The organism is Afipia sp. Root123D2 (assembly GCF_001425835.1).
Taxonomy (GTDB): domain Bacteria; phylum Pseudomonadota; class Alphaproteobacteria; order Rhizobiales; family Xanthobacteraceae; genus Afipia.
Genome location: NZ_LMDP01000001.1, coordinates 421,445 through 436,004 on the forward strand (window position 1 = coordinate 421,445; position 14,560 = coordinate 436,004).

Consider the following 14,560-nt stretch of genomic DNA (forward strand, 5'->3'; position numbering starts at 1 on the left):
CGTCTGCGAACGGATGCGCAGCAGGGATTCGAATTAAGACTCACACCATGATCTCATGCCGATTGAGATTTTCGATGGCTACACAAAGGATCCATGCAGGCGACGTAAAATCGAACGCAAGTCTGAAAAACATCTGACTGGCAACGCGTATCTGGCGACCGTCTCCCAGCCGAGTTAATTCGAATGCGATCTCTGATTCGGAAGGCTGAAATTCGAGCTTGTAGCCTCGGCACTCTGCCAGTCGTTGTAAAGCATCAGGCTCGTAGAATACCGCGATATAGATCTCGCCCCAGATAAAGCCAAACAGGGCGCGGCAATTGCGAATGGATAATGTGAAGGGGCTATATGGCGACCAAGCTCTTCGAGCTTTTACCTCATTGAGGGAAAATGCCATCGGTTGCGTCACCCCGAGCTCGACAAGAATATTCTCTATACTCACGTCCCCTGCAGTTATTGCAACGTAATAAAGCCCTTCTTCAGGAGAACGCCAAGCCGTCCCACTCCTCATGGCCTCCCTGATACAGTCGTTCATTGCGTCGACGTAAACCACTTCGCTAGTATCGTGGGTTATTCGGCGAATTTTTTCAAACCCCCGCAGACCTTCCGCCTCATCTGTTTCAAAGAAATTCAAGAGCTCACGTATCGAATTCCTTTGGCGTCTCCCTCTGCCGTCAAACTTTCCCGATTTAATCTCGATGAGATGGGGATCAGGCCCGATCATGATGCATACGTCGCCGTGCCGAATGGTGTTGGTAATGTCAGTGAGAAGCGCTGGAATACCTTTATCAAGCAGATTCTCCATAATGCTCCATTCTTTGGAGAGGCCTTCCTTGTCAGCTATGAAGCCCGCATCTTGTTTGGCGTTCACATTGTGAGTGTTGAACAAGGTCTGCTTGAGCGCAAACTTATCCATAAACAAAAAAGCAATTGCATCGCCAAAACACCGCCAAGTGTATGCCAGATGACGGTACTGCTCAATTCGCTCTTGTAATGCTGTAGAGGCTTCTTGCGCCTGTGCTGTATCGCACGTCCTTAGGATAGATTTACTCCGCCGGATTTTGCGCTCTGCTCGTGTGATTTCCTTAATCAGTAGCTTCTGCAATGACTTTAGTGGCTGTAGTTGCTGAGAAGTAGTATAAACAGCATTCCGTATAGTGAGATGGGATTTGCACAGTTCATCGAGCAATGAGTATGCGCGTTCAAAAGATTTTCGGCGTCGCTTTATCATAAGCCCTCTTTAATGCTTACCAACAGACGCTGACCATCTTAGGCACAGTGCATCAAAATGCATCATTTTTACAGAACCTGAATACTCAGGCCTCTGTCCCGTCGAGCCTTCTCGATCGCGACGATGCCGGTCTACTTCACGTCCATCACTGCAGCGAACACGCGTTTTACTTCATCGCTATCGCCAGTCGATCCGATGGCGTGTACAGCGGCCTTACTACCAACCTCTTCTTCGCGCCATTCTCATCATCACGCCATCAACCTCGGAGCCTTCCGATGCCGCCCACCATCACTGCCTTTGAATCCTCGCCCGATCGCGGCAGGGGTCTTGCGCGTGACATGCGCGTGCGCTGGGCGTTTGAGGAGGTGGGCCAGCCTTACGACGTTCGTCTTGTGTCGTTCAGTGCAATGAAAGAGCCCGCGCATCGTGCGCTTCATCCTTTCGGGCAGATTCCAACCTATGAGGAAGGCGATCTCGTCCTGTTCGAGTCGGGGGCGATCGTGCTCCATATCGCGGTGCGCCATGGCGGCTTGCTGCCGGATGATGCGAATGCCCGGGCGCGTGCGATCGCGTGGATGTTCGCTGCGCTCGACACGGTGGAGCCGCCGATCTTCGACCGCTCTCTCGTCCAGATCCTCGAGCGTAACGAGCCGTGGTACGAGCAGCGCCTGCGTGCCCTTGATGGCAGCATCAGAAAGCGGCTCAGCGACCTTTCCGGTCGCCTCGGCGATGCTGACTGGCTCGACGGCGCGTTCAGCGCCGGCGATCTTCTGATGGTGACGGTGCTGCGCCGGTTGAACAGCTCGGGAATCCTGGAGGAGTATCCAAACCTCGCCGCCTATGTCGCCCGCGGCGAAGCGCGGCCCGCGTTCAAGCGCGCGTTCGCTGCCCAGTTGGCGATTTTCACTGCCGCATCGAAAGGCTGATGAGTGGCGCCGTCGCCGGTCAATCCGGTGGAGGCGGTGAGGGCTTATGCGCGGCGGCTTTTTCGCGCCGGCACCGGCGTCAAAAACGAAAAAAACCCCGGAGATGCCGGGGCTTTTTCATTGCGGATCAGAAGGGTCAGTCCTTCGCGATTGCCGGTCCTCAGAATTTCCAGCTCAGGCGTCCCGCCACCGTCCAGAGGTTCTGTTTGACGGCGATGGGGCAGGGCTGCCCGACGCCAGCGCCGCAAGCATAGCCGGGGGGCTCAATGAACGTCTCGTTCCTGGTACCAAACGGGAGATAGTCGCCCTCGACGCCCAGAATCAGGTTTTTGGTCAGCGCGTATTCGACACCGGCACCGACGACACCGCCAATGCGCGTTACGCTTGATCTTTCCGCCGTGGCGCCAACCGGAAGGCAGATGCCGCCCCCGACGACACCGTTGCATGTCAAATGGTAGTCTGCGTCGACCCAGGCCACGCCGCCCTTGATGTAAAGCAAGGTCCGGTCCCAGGCATAGCCGACGCGCGCCGTTCCCATATAGATACCGGAGATATGAGAATGCATGGTGCCCCAGGGACCGAACGGCCGAACGTGGCTTCCTGTCAGGTCTGCCCAGTCGCCGGAAAACTCCAGGCCAAGCACGACATTGCTCAGTTGCCAGTTGTAGCCAACCTGGCCGCCCGCCAGGCCGCCGCTCGGATTGTGACAGCCGCCGTCCACTCTGATATAGTGGAAGCAGTTCTGGCCGCCGCCGCCGCCGCCGTTTACGCCGATGTAGAAACCGGACCAGTCATACGCGGCAACCATCGGCAGCGATGGAGCCTTGCTATAAGCGCGGGCGGGCAGGTCCGCAGCCGAAGCCGCAGTTACGGCCCCCAGCATCAACGCGCAAAGCGTTATGGCAAATTTTTTCATCGGCAATCCCTGGAAATACGCTGAAAAACTAACACGCGGGCGGGCCGATCCGCCATGACTTAATAGCCACAGTCCTGACTTATGTCGGGCCATGTCCGCGGTCGCAAGACCGTACAGCACTGAACCATCAGGCCCGGTCGGCTTCACCCCCGCCGGGCCTTCTCGATCGCGGCGACGTCGATCTTCTTCATCGTCATCATCGCTTCGAACGCGCGCTTGGCTTCAGCGCCGCCGGCCGCCATCGCGTCGGTCAGCACGCGCGGCGTGATCTGCCACGAGATGCCCCATTTGTCCTTGCACCATCCGCACACGCTTTCCTGGCCGCCATTGCCGACAATGGCGTTCCAGTAGCGGTCCGTTTCCTGCTGATCGTCGGTGGCGATCTGGAACGAGAAGGCTTCGGTGTGTTTGAACGCGGTCCCGCCATTGAGGCCGATGCATGGAATGCCGGCGACGGTGAACTCGACCGTCAGCACGTCGCCTTCCTTGCCCGACGGAAAGTCGCTGGGCGCGCGGTGGACGGCGCTCACCGAGCTGTCGGGAAAGGTCTCGGCGTAGAAGCGCGCCGCAGCCTCGGCGTCCTTGTTGTACCAGACGCAGATCGTATTCTTGGCAAGGGCCATTGCTTGTCCTTTTGCTTTTGAAGCCGGTTCCGGCAGGTTCTCGCGCACCCGGTGGTTGCAGTCGGTCTTGAGCGCGCACCACGAAGGTGGAATGTGCTCGTGCCATCTGGCGTTCCGCCGGTCAACATTCCGGTCAGTCGGGAGCGCGGCCTGAAAGCTGTCTTATCAGACAGCCACGCTGACCTAACAAACACATGACGGTTTGAGGTAATTGTCTGGATGGATGGATCGGCGTAGCTTCTGGCCGGGCAACTGAAGGCGGCGAGGTGACAGCGGGCCAACGAGTCCGCGTTTCGATCGGCAAAGGCGTTGAGCCATGCGCGGCGAAATTCACCACATCCATTCGGATTCAGACACCGGACATCCGCATGAGGCGATGCCGCGCCGTCTCATGGCGATCCTCGCCGGAGACATCTCGGGCTACAGCCGTTTGATGGAGCTCGACGAGGAGGGGACGTTCGCGCGCGTGAAGCGAATTCAGCGCGACCTCCTCGAGCCGACGATTGCGGAACACCATGGCCGGCTGATCAGCACCGCAGGGGACGGGTTCATCGCGATTTTCGACAGCCCGGTCGAAGCGGTGCGGTGTGGCATCGTCGTTCAGCAAAGCATGCTCGGGCGCAACGCATCGCTGCCGCGCGAACGCTGGATCATGTTCCGGATCGGCGTCAATCTCGGCGACGTCATTGTCGAAGGCGATGACGTTTATGGCGATGGCGTCAACGTTGCCGCCCGCCTCGAGAACATCGCCAGCCCCGGACACATCTACATTTCCGGCGGCGTCTATGAGCAGGTCAAGCACAAGCTGGTTTGCGGTTATCAGTCGCTCGGAGACCGTCAGGTCAAGAACATCACCGATCCCGTCAGGGTCTACCGGGTTCTGCCTGATCCGTCTGCGCTGGCGGAAGGCCGCAGCTATCGGGTCGCGCGGATGCTGACGGCGCTTGGCGTCGTTCTGTTGGCGATTGCGGGTGGCGCCTATTGGTACGCGACGCAACCGGACGGCCAGCTGGCGAGCTGGTTCTCCACGCCTGCGCCCATCCCGGGGAAGATCGCGGCGGCCCCTGCGGAGCCGCCGCCTGTCGTGGCGCCTGCTCCGGCACCGGTCGCACCGAAGCCGTCCTCACCTGAGACAACGGCGGCGCCGGCGATCGCCCCGCAGCCGGTGGCGCCATCGCTCCGGGAGCCCGAGATGATCCCGGTTCAGGGCGGCAGCTTCGCGATGGGCAGTAATGACGATATCTCGGAGAAGCCCGTCCATCGGGTCACCATCAAGCCCTTCGCGATCGGCAAGTTTCCCGTCACCGTTGGTGAGTGGAACGACTGTGTCGCGGCGAAGGCCTGTCCGTTCGTGGCGAAAGGCAAGGACGACGCTCCCGTCACCGATGTGAGCTGGAACGATGCCAAGCAATATGTCGGATGGCTCGCAGAGGTCACGCGCAAGCCGTACCGGTTGCCGAGCGAAGCCGAATGGGAATATGCCGCGCGGGGCGGCACGCAAACGAAATACTGGTGGGGCGACCAGTTTCAATCCGGCATCGTCAATTGCAAGGGTTGCAGCGAGGCCGCGGTGGCCGAGCAACCGATGACGGTCGGCAGTCTCAAGCCGAATCCATTTGGCCTTTACGAGATGGGCGGCAGTATCGACCAGTGGGTCGAGGACTGCTGGCACAGGAATTATCAGGGCGCCCCGGCCGACGGCTCGCCATGGGTCGACGGCGACTGCGCCCTGCGTGTCCTTCGATCCGGTTCATGGCGGAATGACGCGCGTTATGTCCGCCCGGCCAACCGGGATCATTACGAGGCGATTGTGCGCTATCCGACTCACGGTTTTCGTGTCGCGCTCTCTCCCTAGCGCGCGGCAGATCCAGTTTTTATTTTTGAATTGCCAGGACAGGGGACGGTCATGAATATCATTCGGCTCAGTGTGCTGACGGCGGTGCTGACGTTGCTTCCCTTGACCGCACTTGCCCAGGGAACGCCGGCGCCCAAGGACGCGTATCTCTATTTCGTCTGGCCGCAGGACGGGACGATAATCAGAGGCGCGTTCTGGTGCCGTTTCGGCTTGCGCAACATGGGCGTCACCCAGGCCGGCAGCAATTTTCAGAACAGCGGCCATCATCATCTGCTTGTGGATGTGAATGAGCCGCTCGATCCCAAGGAGCCGATTCCGCAGGACAAGGCGCACCTTCATTTCGGCGGCGGTCAGACCGAAGCGCGGATCGAATTGCCGCCTGGAAAGCACACCCTGCAACTGGTGCTGGGCGACGCCAAACATTATCCCTTCGATCCGCCGATCGTATCGAAGAAGATCACGATCACAGTCAGATAGAATGTGGACTGAGAAGCTTAGTTCGCGGGCGGCTGCGGCGGTTTGTTGCGGCGCAGGATGCTTTCGGTGTCCACGATATCGCGGTGCGACTGCCGGATCAGGACGCTGCCGGTCTTGAGATCGCGGCGGGCGCGATGAAGCAGGCGGTGGCCTTCAACGGCGAGTTCGCGGGCGCGCTGTAGCTGCTTGCTGAACGTGACGAGAGCCATCGCGGCTTCCGGCGTGGTCATGGGTTGCTCCTGTGCCTGCCTGCGATCCCAACGCGCCAGCCGCCAAATCGTTCGTTTGCGATGTTCGGGCGGCGGTTTTCCCGCGCCGCCCGGCGTGGCGATGAACCCGACGATCCGGCCGGTCGACCCATGACAGTGGCCTGGCGCCGCGAGCGATCGTGCTTGTGGTCTGTTTCGCTGCTTTATGTTGAAGATACAGGTGAACTGGACCCGCGATTCGATGGCCACGACCTCTGACGCCGATCCTGCGACCTCTACCGACGCCCGTAGCACCGGCAAGGCCGGCATCTATCTCGCCGTTCTCCAGTTGGTGTTCACGCTGGGCTGGACCATCTACGTGGTCTATTTGCCGCAACTCGCGGCGAAGGTTGGAATTCCGGCAGGCATGGTCATCGTGATCCTGCTGCTCGATCAGGCGATCTTCACGATCACCGACACGCTGATGGGCATTGCGGCCGACCGCATGACGCCGCTGGCCGGGCGCCTGAGCCGTTTCGTGGTGATGGCGACGGCGATATCGTGCGTCGCATTTCTCGCCTTGCCGTTCGTCGCGAATCTGGGTGCGCAGGCGCAGCCCGTGTTCCTGGCGCTGATCGTGATCTGGGCCGTCACGTCGTCGGCGTTGCGGGCGCCGCCGCTGGCGTTGCTCGGAAAATTCGCCGCGCGTCCATCGATTCCGTGGCTCGCCTGCCTTGCGATGTTCGGCTACGGCGTCGCCGGTGCGATCTCGCCGTATCTCGGCGTCGCGTTGCGCAACTACGATCCGCGGATTCCGTTCGTGGTCTCGAGCGTGGTGCTGTTGCTGACGGCATTCGGCCTGTCATGGATCGAGCGCCAAATTCGCGAAGGCGCATTGAAAGCCGCGCCGCGTCCGCAGCTGTTGCCGGGAAAACCGGCTGCGAGGCTGACGCTGATCTTCGTCGCGGCGGCGCTGGTGCTGGCGCTCGGCTATCAATTGCATTTCAGCATCAACAGCGCGCCGCTGTTTCTGCGTTTCGCCAAGCAACCCGACCTTGAATGGCTGATGCCGGTTTACTGGATCGGATTCAACATCGCGATGTTTCCCGCGAGTTTCATCACGCGACGGCTTGGCGGTCTGCTGGTGATGGGCGCTGCGGGATTGCTCGGCGCCGGCGCGGTGCTCGGTGTCGAGAATGCCGGCAGCCTGAACACGATGCTGGTCATGCAATTCACCGCCGGTGCGGCGTGGGGATGCATTCTGATGAGTGCGGTTGCGGCTGCGATCGCAATCGGCGGCCGTGGTTCGGAAGGCAAGGTGGTCGGGCTGATGTTTTCGGCGATCGCACTGGCCACCTTCGCGCGCATGGCGGCCGTCGCAGCCGGGTGGGCCAAGGATCCGGGTTACGAAACCTTGTTGCATTTGGCGCCTATTGCGTGCTGGCTCCTGGGAGGAGCCGTGTTATTCGTGCTGGCTGTGATGCGTTTGCGCCGATGGCAGCGCGGGGAGGGGCTGACGGCAGGCCCGTAGAATTCGAGGCACTATTTCATGAACGGCGAGCGAGGGAGGCATCGGATGCAGATTCGACGCTCTCTTCTGATCGGGCTGCTGCTCCTGTTCGGGTCCCATGGCCTGCGGGCCGAGACGCTGGACCGCAGCCTTGTGATCGCCGATCCGCAGACGCTGCGCGAGCTCGACATCCGGGAGCATCAGGCCGACAGCTCCGAAAGCCGGGGCGTTGGTCTCGGCCGGATGATGAACGTGGCGCGGCCGACGGCCGAACCGATTTCGGGCGCCGAGTTGTTCGCGCTGCCGGCGCTGGCACCCGTCAAGGCCGCGCTCGACAACGAACTGGAGCGATATACCGCTCGTACCCGAACCAGCGCGCCGAACACCACCGCCGGAGGAAGCGAGCCGCCTTCGACGATGCAGGTCTTCGATCGAAGAGCGCTGTATTCCGGCGCGACGCGGTTCGTCCTCGCCGGTGTCGTCAACCGGATGGACCGTGCGTTCAAACAGCCCGGGACCTGCGGCGAGATCCGGCTGATCTATCGTCCTGTGGTCAAGCAGGCGCCAGCCGGCCCTGATCTGGCCGCCGCGCCGCGATTGCCGATGACGCTCAATTTAATCCTGAAGGCGCGAGGCGATCTGCCGGACGCCGGCAACGTGCCGTGCGGTGAACTGGCGCGGCGATGGCTCGACGCCGGGGAATGGCGCGACACTGGAGCCGATCTCGCTGTCAGGCTGCTCGGCAAAGGCGGCGCACTGGAATTCGTGAAGCCGAACGCCATCGACCGGATCGAAACCAATATCCAGATCGGTCACGCGCCAACGGGGTCATCCACGGACGCGCGCGCGGACTATCTCATCAAGTCGTTCCAGTACAATGCCGGACTGCGGACCTTCGAGGAATCGCCGCTGGAAAACCAGATCGACTACGCCCGGATCGTCGCGGACGCGCGGCTGAAAGCGGCTTTCCAGCGCTGGATTCTCGATCCGAAACACATCTCCGAACTGGATCGCGGCATTGTTATTGTCCCGCCGGAATATCTGGCGATGCGCGCTATTGCCTCGACGCCGTCCGCGCTGGGCGGCGGAATCGAGGCGGGCACGATCTTCAAGCAAGGCGATGTGGTCGAGGCGCTTGCGGCCGCGTCGCGCAACGGAGTGACATTCGAGAACATCCGGTCGTTCGCCGGCTTCGAGCGGCGGCTCGACGACACCACCTGTTCGGGTTGTCACGAGACGCGCGCCATCGGCGGCTTTCATTTTCCGGGGATCGACTGGCTGAGCAAGGCGCCGCCGGATGGAGTCGCGTTGCCGGCTTCGCCGCATTTCATCGCCGACCAGCCGCGCCGTCGCGATATTTTGCAGGCGGTGCGCGACGGCAAGCCGCCGGATTACTCACGTGGCTTCTCCGCGCGGCCGCAGGCGCGGCGTTCCGCAGCGCTCGCAGGCACCACCTATATGGACGGCTGGGGAGCCACCTGCGCGCTGGAGACATCCGAAATCGACGCCAGCTTTGCCGGGTGGACCTGCGCCGAGGGATTGGCCTGCCGCGCGATGCCGCAAACAACCGTCGGGCTCGGCGCGGGCGGCGGGACGAAAGCTGCCCCGCGCATCGGCATGTGCTTTCTCAAGGACAATTGAGAGTCAGCCGGGCATAGCCATTCGAAGAACGGCGTCGCTGCCGCTCTCCTATGTCCCGGGCATCCACGCCTTTTCCGCTGCGGCATCGCTAAGACGTGGATGGCCGGAATAAATCCGGCCATGACGAAAACACTCATACTCAAGCACTTGGAAAGAGCCTGGATGCACTCGGTCAGGCTGAGATGCCAGCCTATCCGGCGACGATCCCCGCCGCGCGCATCTTGGCGATTTCGGCAGCTGTGAAACCGGCTGCGCCGAGAACCTCGTCGCTGTGCTGGCCGACATTGGGCGCCATCCGCGGCTGCACTTTCTTCGCACCCTCGATGAAGATCGGAGTGTTGATGGTGCGCAGGTCGCTGTCCTGAAACGGCACCACCGCTTCGGTCTCGCGCATTTGCTGATCGTCCGGAATATCGGTGGGGATGCCGACCACGCCGAAAATGAGCCCATTGCCGTCGAGGATCTTGCGCCACTCTGCGAGCGGCTTGCCGGCGAACACCTCGTCGAGAATCGCGATCAGCGCCGCTGCATTCTTGTGGCGGATCGGTTTGGTTTCGAAACGCGGATCGGAGGCGAGGTCCTCGCGGCCGATCACCTTGACGAAGGTGGGCCACTGCCGATCCTCGTTCAGCAGCGACAGGATGATCCAGCGGCCGTCGGCGCATTTGTAGTGACACGTCACGGCATTGAGCGCGTGATCGCGCGGCGGGCGCTCCTGAAACTTGGCGCCGCAAAGAGCGGCCTGCGCATAGATTCCGTTCGACCAGATGCCGTTGACCATCAGGTTCGACATCACCTGGGTGCCCTTGCCGGTCTTCTCGCGCTGATAGAGCGCGGTGACGATTCCGGCGAACAGCGACATCGCGCAGGGATGATCGCCCATGCCGGGCATCGAGCGCGCCGGCACGGTATCATTTGTCTCGCGCACGAGATCCATCAGGCCGGAGCGCGCCCACCACGCATTGCTGTCGAAGCCGGGCTTGTCGGCCTCGGCGCCGGTCTCGCCGTAGCCGGTGAAGGAGGCGTAGATCAGCCGGTCGTTGAGCGGGGCAAGATCCTTCCAGGTGACGCCGAGTTTCTTGCGGACCGGCGGCGGAAAATTGGTGATGAACACATCGGCCTCGGCGGCGAGCTTGCGCAGCACGGCCTGGCCTTCGGGCTTGCTGAGATCGAGCGCGAGGCTCTTCTTGTTGCGGCCCTCCAGCATCCACGCATAGTTGTGGTTGCTGATCGGATATCCCGGCAGGTTCGGCAGATTGCGTACCGGATCGCCGGCGCCCGGTGGTTCGATCTTGATGACGTCGGCGCCGAAATCCGACAGGGCGGTCGCGGAGGAGGGGGCGGCGATGAAACTCGCGCAATCGATAACCTTGAGGCCCTCAAAAATTCCTTGCGACATCGGCGCTCCTTTTCACGCGTGTTGTTATGTCCCGGTGTTGAGGGATTGTTTTAGGACATGATCGCGGAAAGGGGAAACCGGTTTTCAGGCCGGTTCGGCCGGATAACTAGCCGGTTTTGCGCTCGTCGGCGATGATTTTGCCGTCATTGGGCAACGAGCCGGGCACCACCAGCACGACGCTGCCGCTGAGCTTGGTGACGTCGCGCAAAACGCCCGCAATGGCGTCGCGCAGCGCGGCGTCCTGCGACGCGGATTCGGCGGACAGGGTCATCATGTCGGTTTCGTCCTCGCGGGTGACGACGAGACGGAGGCGGCCGAGTTCCGGATGGCGTTTGCCGATTTCGGCAATCTGCTCGGGGCGCACGAACATGCCCTTCACCTTGGTCGTTTGATCGGCGCGGCCCATCCAGCCCTTGATCCGCATGTTGGTGCGCCCGCACGGGCTCGCGCCCGGCAGCACGGCGCTGAGGTCGCCGAGCGCCAGCCTGATCCACGGATGATGCAGGTCGAGCGAGGTGACGACGATTTCGCCGACGTCGCCATCCGCGACCGGATCGCCGGTGCCGGGTTTGACGATTTCAAGGATCAAATCCTCGTTGACGATCAGGCCGTCACGCGCGGCGCTCTCATAGGCGATGACCCCGAGATCGGCGGTGCCGAAGGTCTGGTAGGTGTCGATGCCGCGCGATTTGAATTCGTCCTGCAGCGATTTCGGAAACGCAGCACCCGACACCACCGCGCGCTTGATCGACGACGCATCGCGCCCGGTTTTGTCGGCGGCATCGAGCAGGATCTTGAGAAAGTCCGGCGTGCCGGAATAGCCGGCGGGACGATAGGTCTCGATCAGTTCGAATTGCTGCTCGGTGTTGCCAGGCCCGGCGGGAATCACGGCGCAGCCGAGCGCGCGGGCGGCGGAATCGAAAATGAAGCCGCCTGGCGTCAGGTGATAACTGAAGGTGTTGAGCACGACATCGCCGGGGCAAAAGCCGGATGCGAACAGCGCCCGCGCGCCGCGCCAGACATCGTCGCGCGCCGGCTCCGGTTCGAAAATCGGACCCGGCGACGTGAACAGCCGGCCGAACGATCCGGACGGATGGGCGACGAAGCCGCCGAACGGCGGGCTGGCCTTGTGCAATGCGGGCAGTTCGGACTTGCGCAGCACCGGCAGCTTCGCCAGCGCGGCGCGGCTCGTGACCGATGCGAGGTCGATCTCCTTGAAGCGCTCGGCATAGGCCGGTGCTTTCGCGGCGGCGCGCAGCACTTCGGGCAGGCGGGCGAAGTTGGCTGCATCACGCTCAGTGGCCGAACGGGTTTCGAGGGAGTCGTAGTGCTGCGTCATCGGGTGGTCCTAAGGTTGATCTGTCATGGCGGGCTTGACCGGCCATCCACGTCTTCGTCTCAAAGGAAGTCGTGGATGCCCGGCACAAGGCCGGGCATGACGGAAGAGATTCAGCCCGGTTTCAATTGCCTCATCACAGCCACCGCTTGCGGCGCTTGAAGCTCTTGAGGTTCTTGAAGCTCTTGCGCTGGTCGCCGGCGCCGCCGAGGTAGAATTCCTTGACGTCCTCGTTGTCGCGCAATTCATCGGCGGTGCCGTCGAGCACGACCTTGCCTTGCTCCATGATGTAGCCATGGCTCGCGACCGAAAGGGCCGCGCGCGCATTCTGCTCGACCAGAAGAATCGTGACGCCGAGATCGCGGTTGATCTGCTGGATGATGCCGAACACTTCCTTGACCAGCAGCGGCGACAGCCCCATCGACGGCTCGTCCATCAGGATCATCTTGGGGCGCGCCATCATCGCGCGGCCGATCGCCAGCATCTGCTGTTCGCCGCCGGAGAGATACCCGGCAAGGCCCGTCCGCTCCTTGAGGCGCGGGAAATATCTGTAGACCATCTCGATGTCGTCATCGATGTTCTTGTCGCTGCGGGTGAATGCGCCGAGCCGCAGGTTTTCCAGCGATGTCATGTCGGCGATGATGCGGCGGCCTTCCATCACCTGAAAGATGCCGCGCCGGACGATTTTGTCGGGATCGATGCCGTTGATGCGCTCGCCGTCGAACACGATCTCGCCGCGGGTGACTTCGCCGTCCTCGGTCTTGAGCAAGCCGGAGATCGCCTTGAGCGTGGTCGACTTGCCCGCGCCGTTGGCGCCGAGCAGGGCGACGATCGCGCCTTTCGGCACATCGAGACTGAGCCCGCGCAGAACGAGAATGACGTTGTCGTAAACGACCTCGATGTTGCGCACGGCAAGCAGCGGCGCCACGGTTGTCGCGTGTGAAGATCGCGCGAGTTCTACAGCTTCGGTCATGAGCATGGCGTCTCAACCAGAGGAATCGTCATGCCCGCGCTTGTCGCGGGCATCCACGTCTTTTTTGTACAGTCCGAAAGGCGTGGATGGCCGGGGCATAGGCGTTCTCTAGAACGCCGTTCTTCAAACGGCTATGCCCGGCCATGACGCATCATTCGGAGTTACCAGCCGAGCCAGTCGTTCTTGCGCGGCAGGTCGACGGTCTTGACCTTCTCGAGCTTGACCGTGCCGTCCTTCACCAGTTCGTTCAGCGGGGCGGCGGTCGCGCCGGAGACCTTCATCCGGTAGATGTCGACCTTCATGGTCGGGCGATGGTCCTTCTCGGTCCAGGTCGAGGGATTGCAGACGCCGTCCATGCCGGCCGGCACCCAATCCTTCTTCTGGTAGAAGCCCTTCTTGACGTTCTCGCCGGTTGCGCCGCCGTTCTTGGCAGCCCATTCGACGGCTTCCTTCATGTAGAGCGCGGTGCAGACACCGGCGAGATAATGCACCGGACGATAGGCGGTGCCGGCGGCATCGGACATCTTGGAGATTTCCTGCACCGTCTTCATGCCGGGCGCGTTGCCGCCCCAGGCCACAGCCGTGCGCAGCGGGAACACCACGCCGTCGGCGGCAGCACCGGCCGCCTTGGCGGCGTTCTCATCCATGCCCCAGACGTTGCCCATGAACTGGACATCGACGCCGGCCGCCTTGCAGGCGTTCAGCACGGAGATGTTAGAGCCTGCGGTGTTGCCGAGATAGGCGTAGTTGGCGCCGGAGCTCTTCAGCGTCAGGCACTGCGCGCTGTAGTCGCCGGGCGTCAGTGCGAACACCACTGCCGGAAGCACTTCAAAGCCGAGTTCCTTGGCGAGTGCTTCGCCTGCGGCCTTCGGTGCGTTCGGGTAAGGATGGTTGGCGCCCATGTGGACATATTTGGGCGCGCCGGTCTTGCCCTTGGCCTTCCAGTCCTCGGCGGCCCAGGTCAGCATGCCGCGCAGCGCATCCGAATAGCTCGGGCCGTAGAAGAAGTTGTAGGGCGCGGCCTTGGCCTTGCCGCCGGCGCCGGTCGGGTCGGACAACGCCGCGGCATACGAGCCCGAGATGTCGGGGATCTTGTCGTTGGCGAGGAAGCCGGTGAGCGCTTCGGTATCGGCCGTGCCCCAGCCGAGAATGGCGGCGACCTTGTCGGAGCCCGACCACTTCTTGTACTGCGCGATCGCGCGCGGCACCTGATAGCCGTAGTCGACGGTATCGACATTGACCTTGGCGCCGTTGATGCCGCCGTTCTTGTTGACCCAGGCGAAAGCGTCAGCGACGCCCTGGCCGAACGGGGTGCCGACGTCCGATGTCGGACCCGAATAATCGGCGAGATGGCCGAGCGAGATCGCGTCCGCCGCCAGAGCGGGCGCGCCGCCAAGCACAACCGCCATGGCTGCCGTGCCGAGAAGAGACTTGATGTTCATGAGCTAATCCTCCGGTTATCACTCGAGGTCATTATTGTTGCCAGTC

At 62.0% G+C, this 14,560-nt stretch carries 13 protein-coding genes; 5 read left to right on the forward strand and 8 right to left on the reverse strand.

The window, feature by feature from the left end:
* Positions 1–40: 40 nt before the first annotated feature.
* Entirely contained in the window at positions 41–1,186 is a 1,146-nt protein-coding gene (locus ASC80_RS01985; RefSeq protein ID WP_210168403.1) for a hypothetical protein, read from the reverse strand.
* Positions 1,187–1,503: 317 nt separating this feature from the next.
* Between ASC80_RS01985 and ASC80_RS01990 the strand changes: the two genes are divergently transcribed.
* The gene (locus ASC80_RS01990; RefSeq protein WP_056292433.1) at positions 1,504–2,154 is read left to right on the forward strand and encodes a glutathione S-transferase family protein; all 651 of its coding nucleotides are present in this window, start codon (positions 1,504–1,506) and stop codon (positions 2,152–2,154) included.
* A gap of 160 nt (positions 2,155–2,314) precedes the next feature.
* On the opposite strand, the gene ASC80_RS01995 is transcribed toward ASC80_RS01990, so the two are convergent.
* Both ASC80_RS01995 and ASC80_RS02000 read right to left on the reverse strand, forming a co-directional pair.
* Positions 2,315–3,070 (reverse strand): outer membrane protein, encoded by a 756-nt coding sequence (locus ASC80_RS01995; RefSeq protein WP_056292434.1) that lies wholly within the window; start codon positions 3,068–3,070, stop codon positions 2,315–2,317.
* Between the two features lie 143 nt (positions 3,071–3,213).
* The gene (locus ASC80_RS02000; protein ID WP_056292435.1) at positions 3,214–3,693 is read right to left on the reverse strand and encodes a VOC family protein; all 480 of its coding nucleotides are present in this window, start codon (positions 3,691–3,693) and stop codon (positions 3,214–3,216) included.
* A gap of 316 nt (positions 3,694–4,009) precedes the next feature.
* Between ASC80_RS02000 and ASC80_RS02005 the strand changes: the two genes are divergently transcribed.
* Positions 4,010–5,548, forward strand: coding sequence for an SUMF1/EgtB/PvdO family nonheme iron enzyme (locus ASC80_RS02005; RefSeq protein ID WP_056292436.1), 1,539 nt, complete (start codon positions 4,010–4,012; stop codon positions 5,546–5,548).
* A 51-nt stretch (positions 5,549–5,599) separates the two neighbouring features.
* Positions 5,600–6,025, forward strand: a complete 426-nt coding sequence (locus tag ASC80_RS02010; protein ID WP_056292437.1) for a DUF4399 domain-containing protein — start codon at positions 5,600–5,602, stop codon at positions 6,023–6,025.
* 17 nt (positions 6,026–6,042) lie between these two features.
* Here the strand turns inward: ASC80_RS02010 and ASC80_RS24285 are convergent, their stop codons facing one another.
* Positions 6,043–6,483, reverse strand: a complete 441-nt coding sequence (locus ASC80_RS24285; protein WP_244487163.1) for a hypothetical protein — start codon at positions 6,481–6,483, stop codon at positions 6,043–6,045.
* On the opposite strand from ASC80_RS24285, the gene ASC80_RS02020 reads away from it, so the two are divergent.
* The gene (locus ASC80_RS02020) at positions 6,476–7,744 is read left to right on the forward strand and encodes an MFS transporter (RefSeq protein ID WP_056295442.1); all 1,269 of its coding nucleotides are present in this window, start codon (positions 6,476–6,478) and stop codon (positions 7,742–7,744) included. The genes ASC80_RS24285 and ASC80_RS02020 overlap by 8 nt on opposite strands.
* A 45-nt stretch (positions 7,745–7,789) precedes the next feature.
* Positions 7,790–9,364 (forward strand): hypothetical protein, encoded by a 1,575-nt coding sequence (locus ASC80_RS02025; protein WP_056292441.1) that lies wholly within the window; start codon positions 7,790–7,792, stop codon positions 9,362–9,364.
* 190 nt (positions 9,365–9,554) lie between these two features.
* Here ASC80_RS02025 and ASC80_RS02030 read toward each other — a convergent pair whose 3' ends face one another.
* The 4 genes from ASC80_RS02030 to ASC80_RS02045 all read right to left on the reverse strand — a co-directional run bounded on the left by ASC80_RS02030 (position 9,555) and on the right by ASC80_RS02045 (position 14,514).
* The gene (locus ASC80_RS02030; protein WP_056292443.1) at positions 9,555–10,763 is read right to left on the reverse strand and encodes a CaiB/BaiF CoA transferase family protein; all 1,209 of its coding nucleotides are present in this window, start codon (positions 10,761–10,763) and stop codon (positions 9,555–9,557) included.
* A 106-nt stretch (positions 10,764–10,869) separates the two neighbouring features.
* Positions 10,870–12,102, reverse strand: a complete 1,233-nt coding sequence (locus tag ASC80_RS02035; RefSeq protein ID WP_056292445.1) for a phenylacetate--CoA ligase family protein — start codon at positions 12,100–12,102, stop codon at positions 10,870–10,872.
* A 133-nt stretch (positions 12,103–12,235) separates the two neighbouring features.
* Positions 12,236–13,072, reverse strand: coding sequence for an ABC transporter ATP-binding protein (locus tag ASC80_RS02040; protein WP_056295445.1), 837 nt, complete (start codon positions 13,070–13,072; stop codon positions 12,236–12,238).
* A gap of 161 nt (positions 13,073–13,233) precedes the next feature.
* Positions 13,234–14,514 (reverse strand): ABC transporter substrate-binding protein, encoded by a 1,281-nt coding sequence (locus ASC80_RS02045; RefSeq protein WP_056292446.1) that lies wholly within the window; start codon positions 14,512–14,514, stop codon positions 13,234–13,236.
* Between the last annotated feature and the right edge of the window lie 46 nt (positions 14,515–14,560).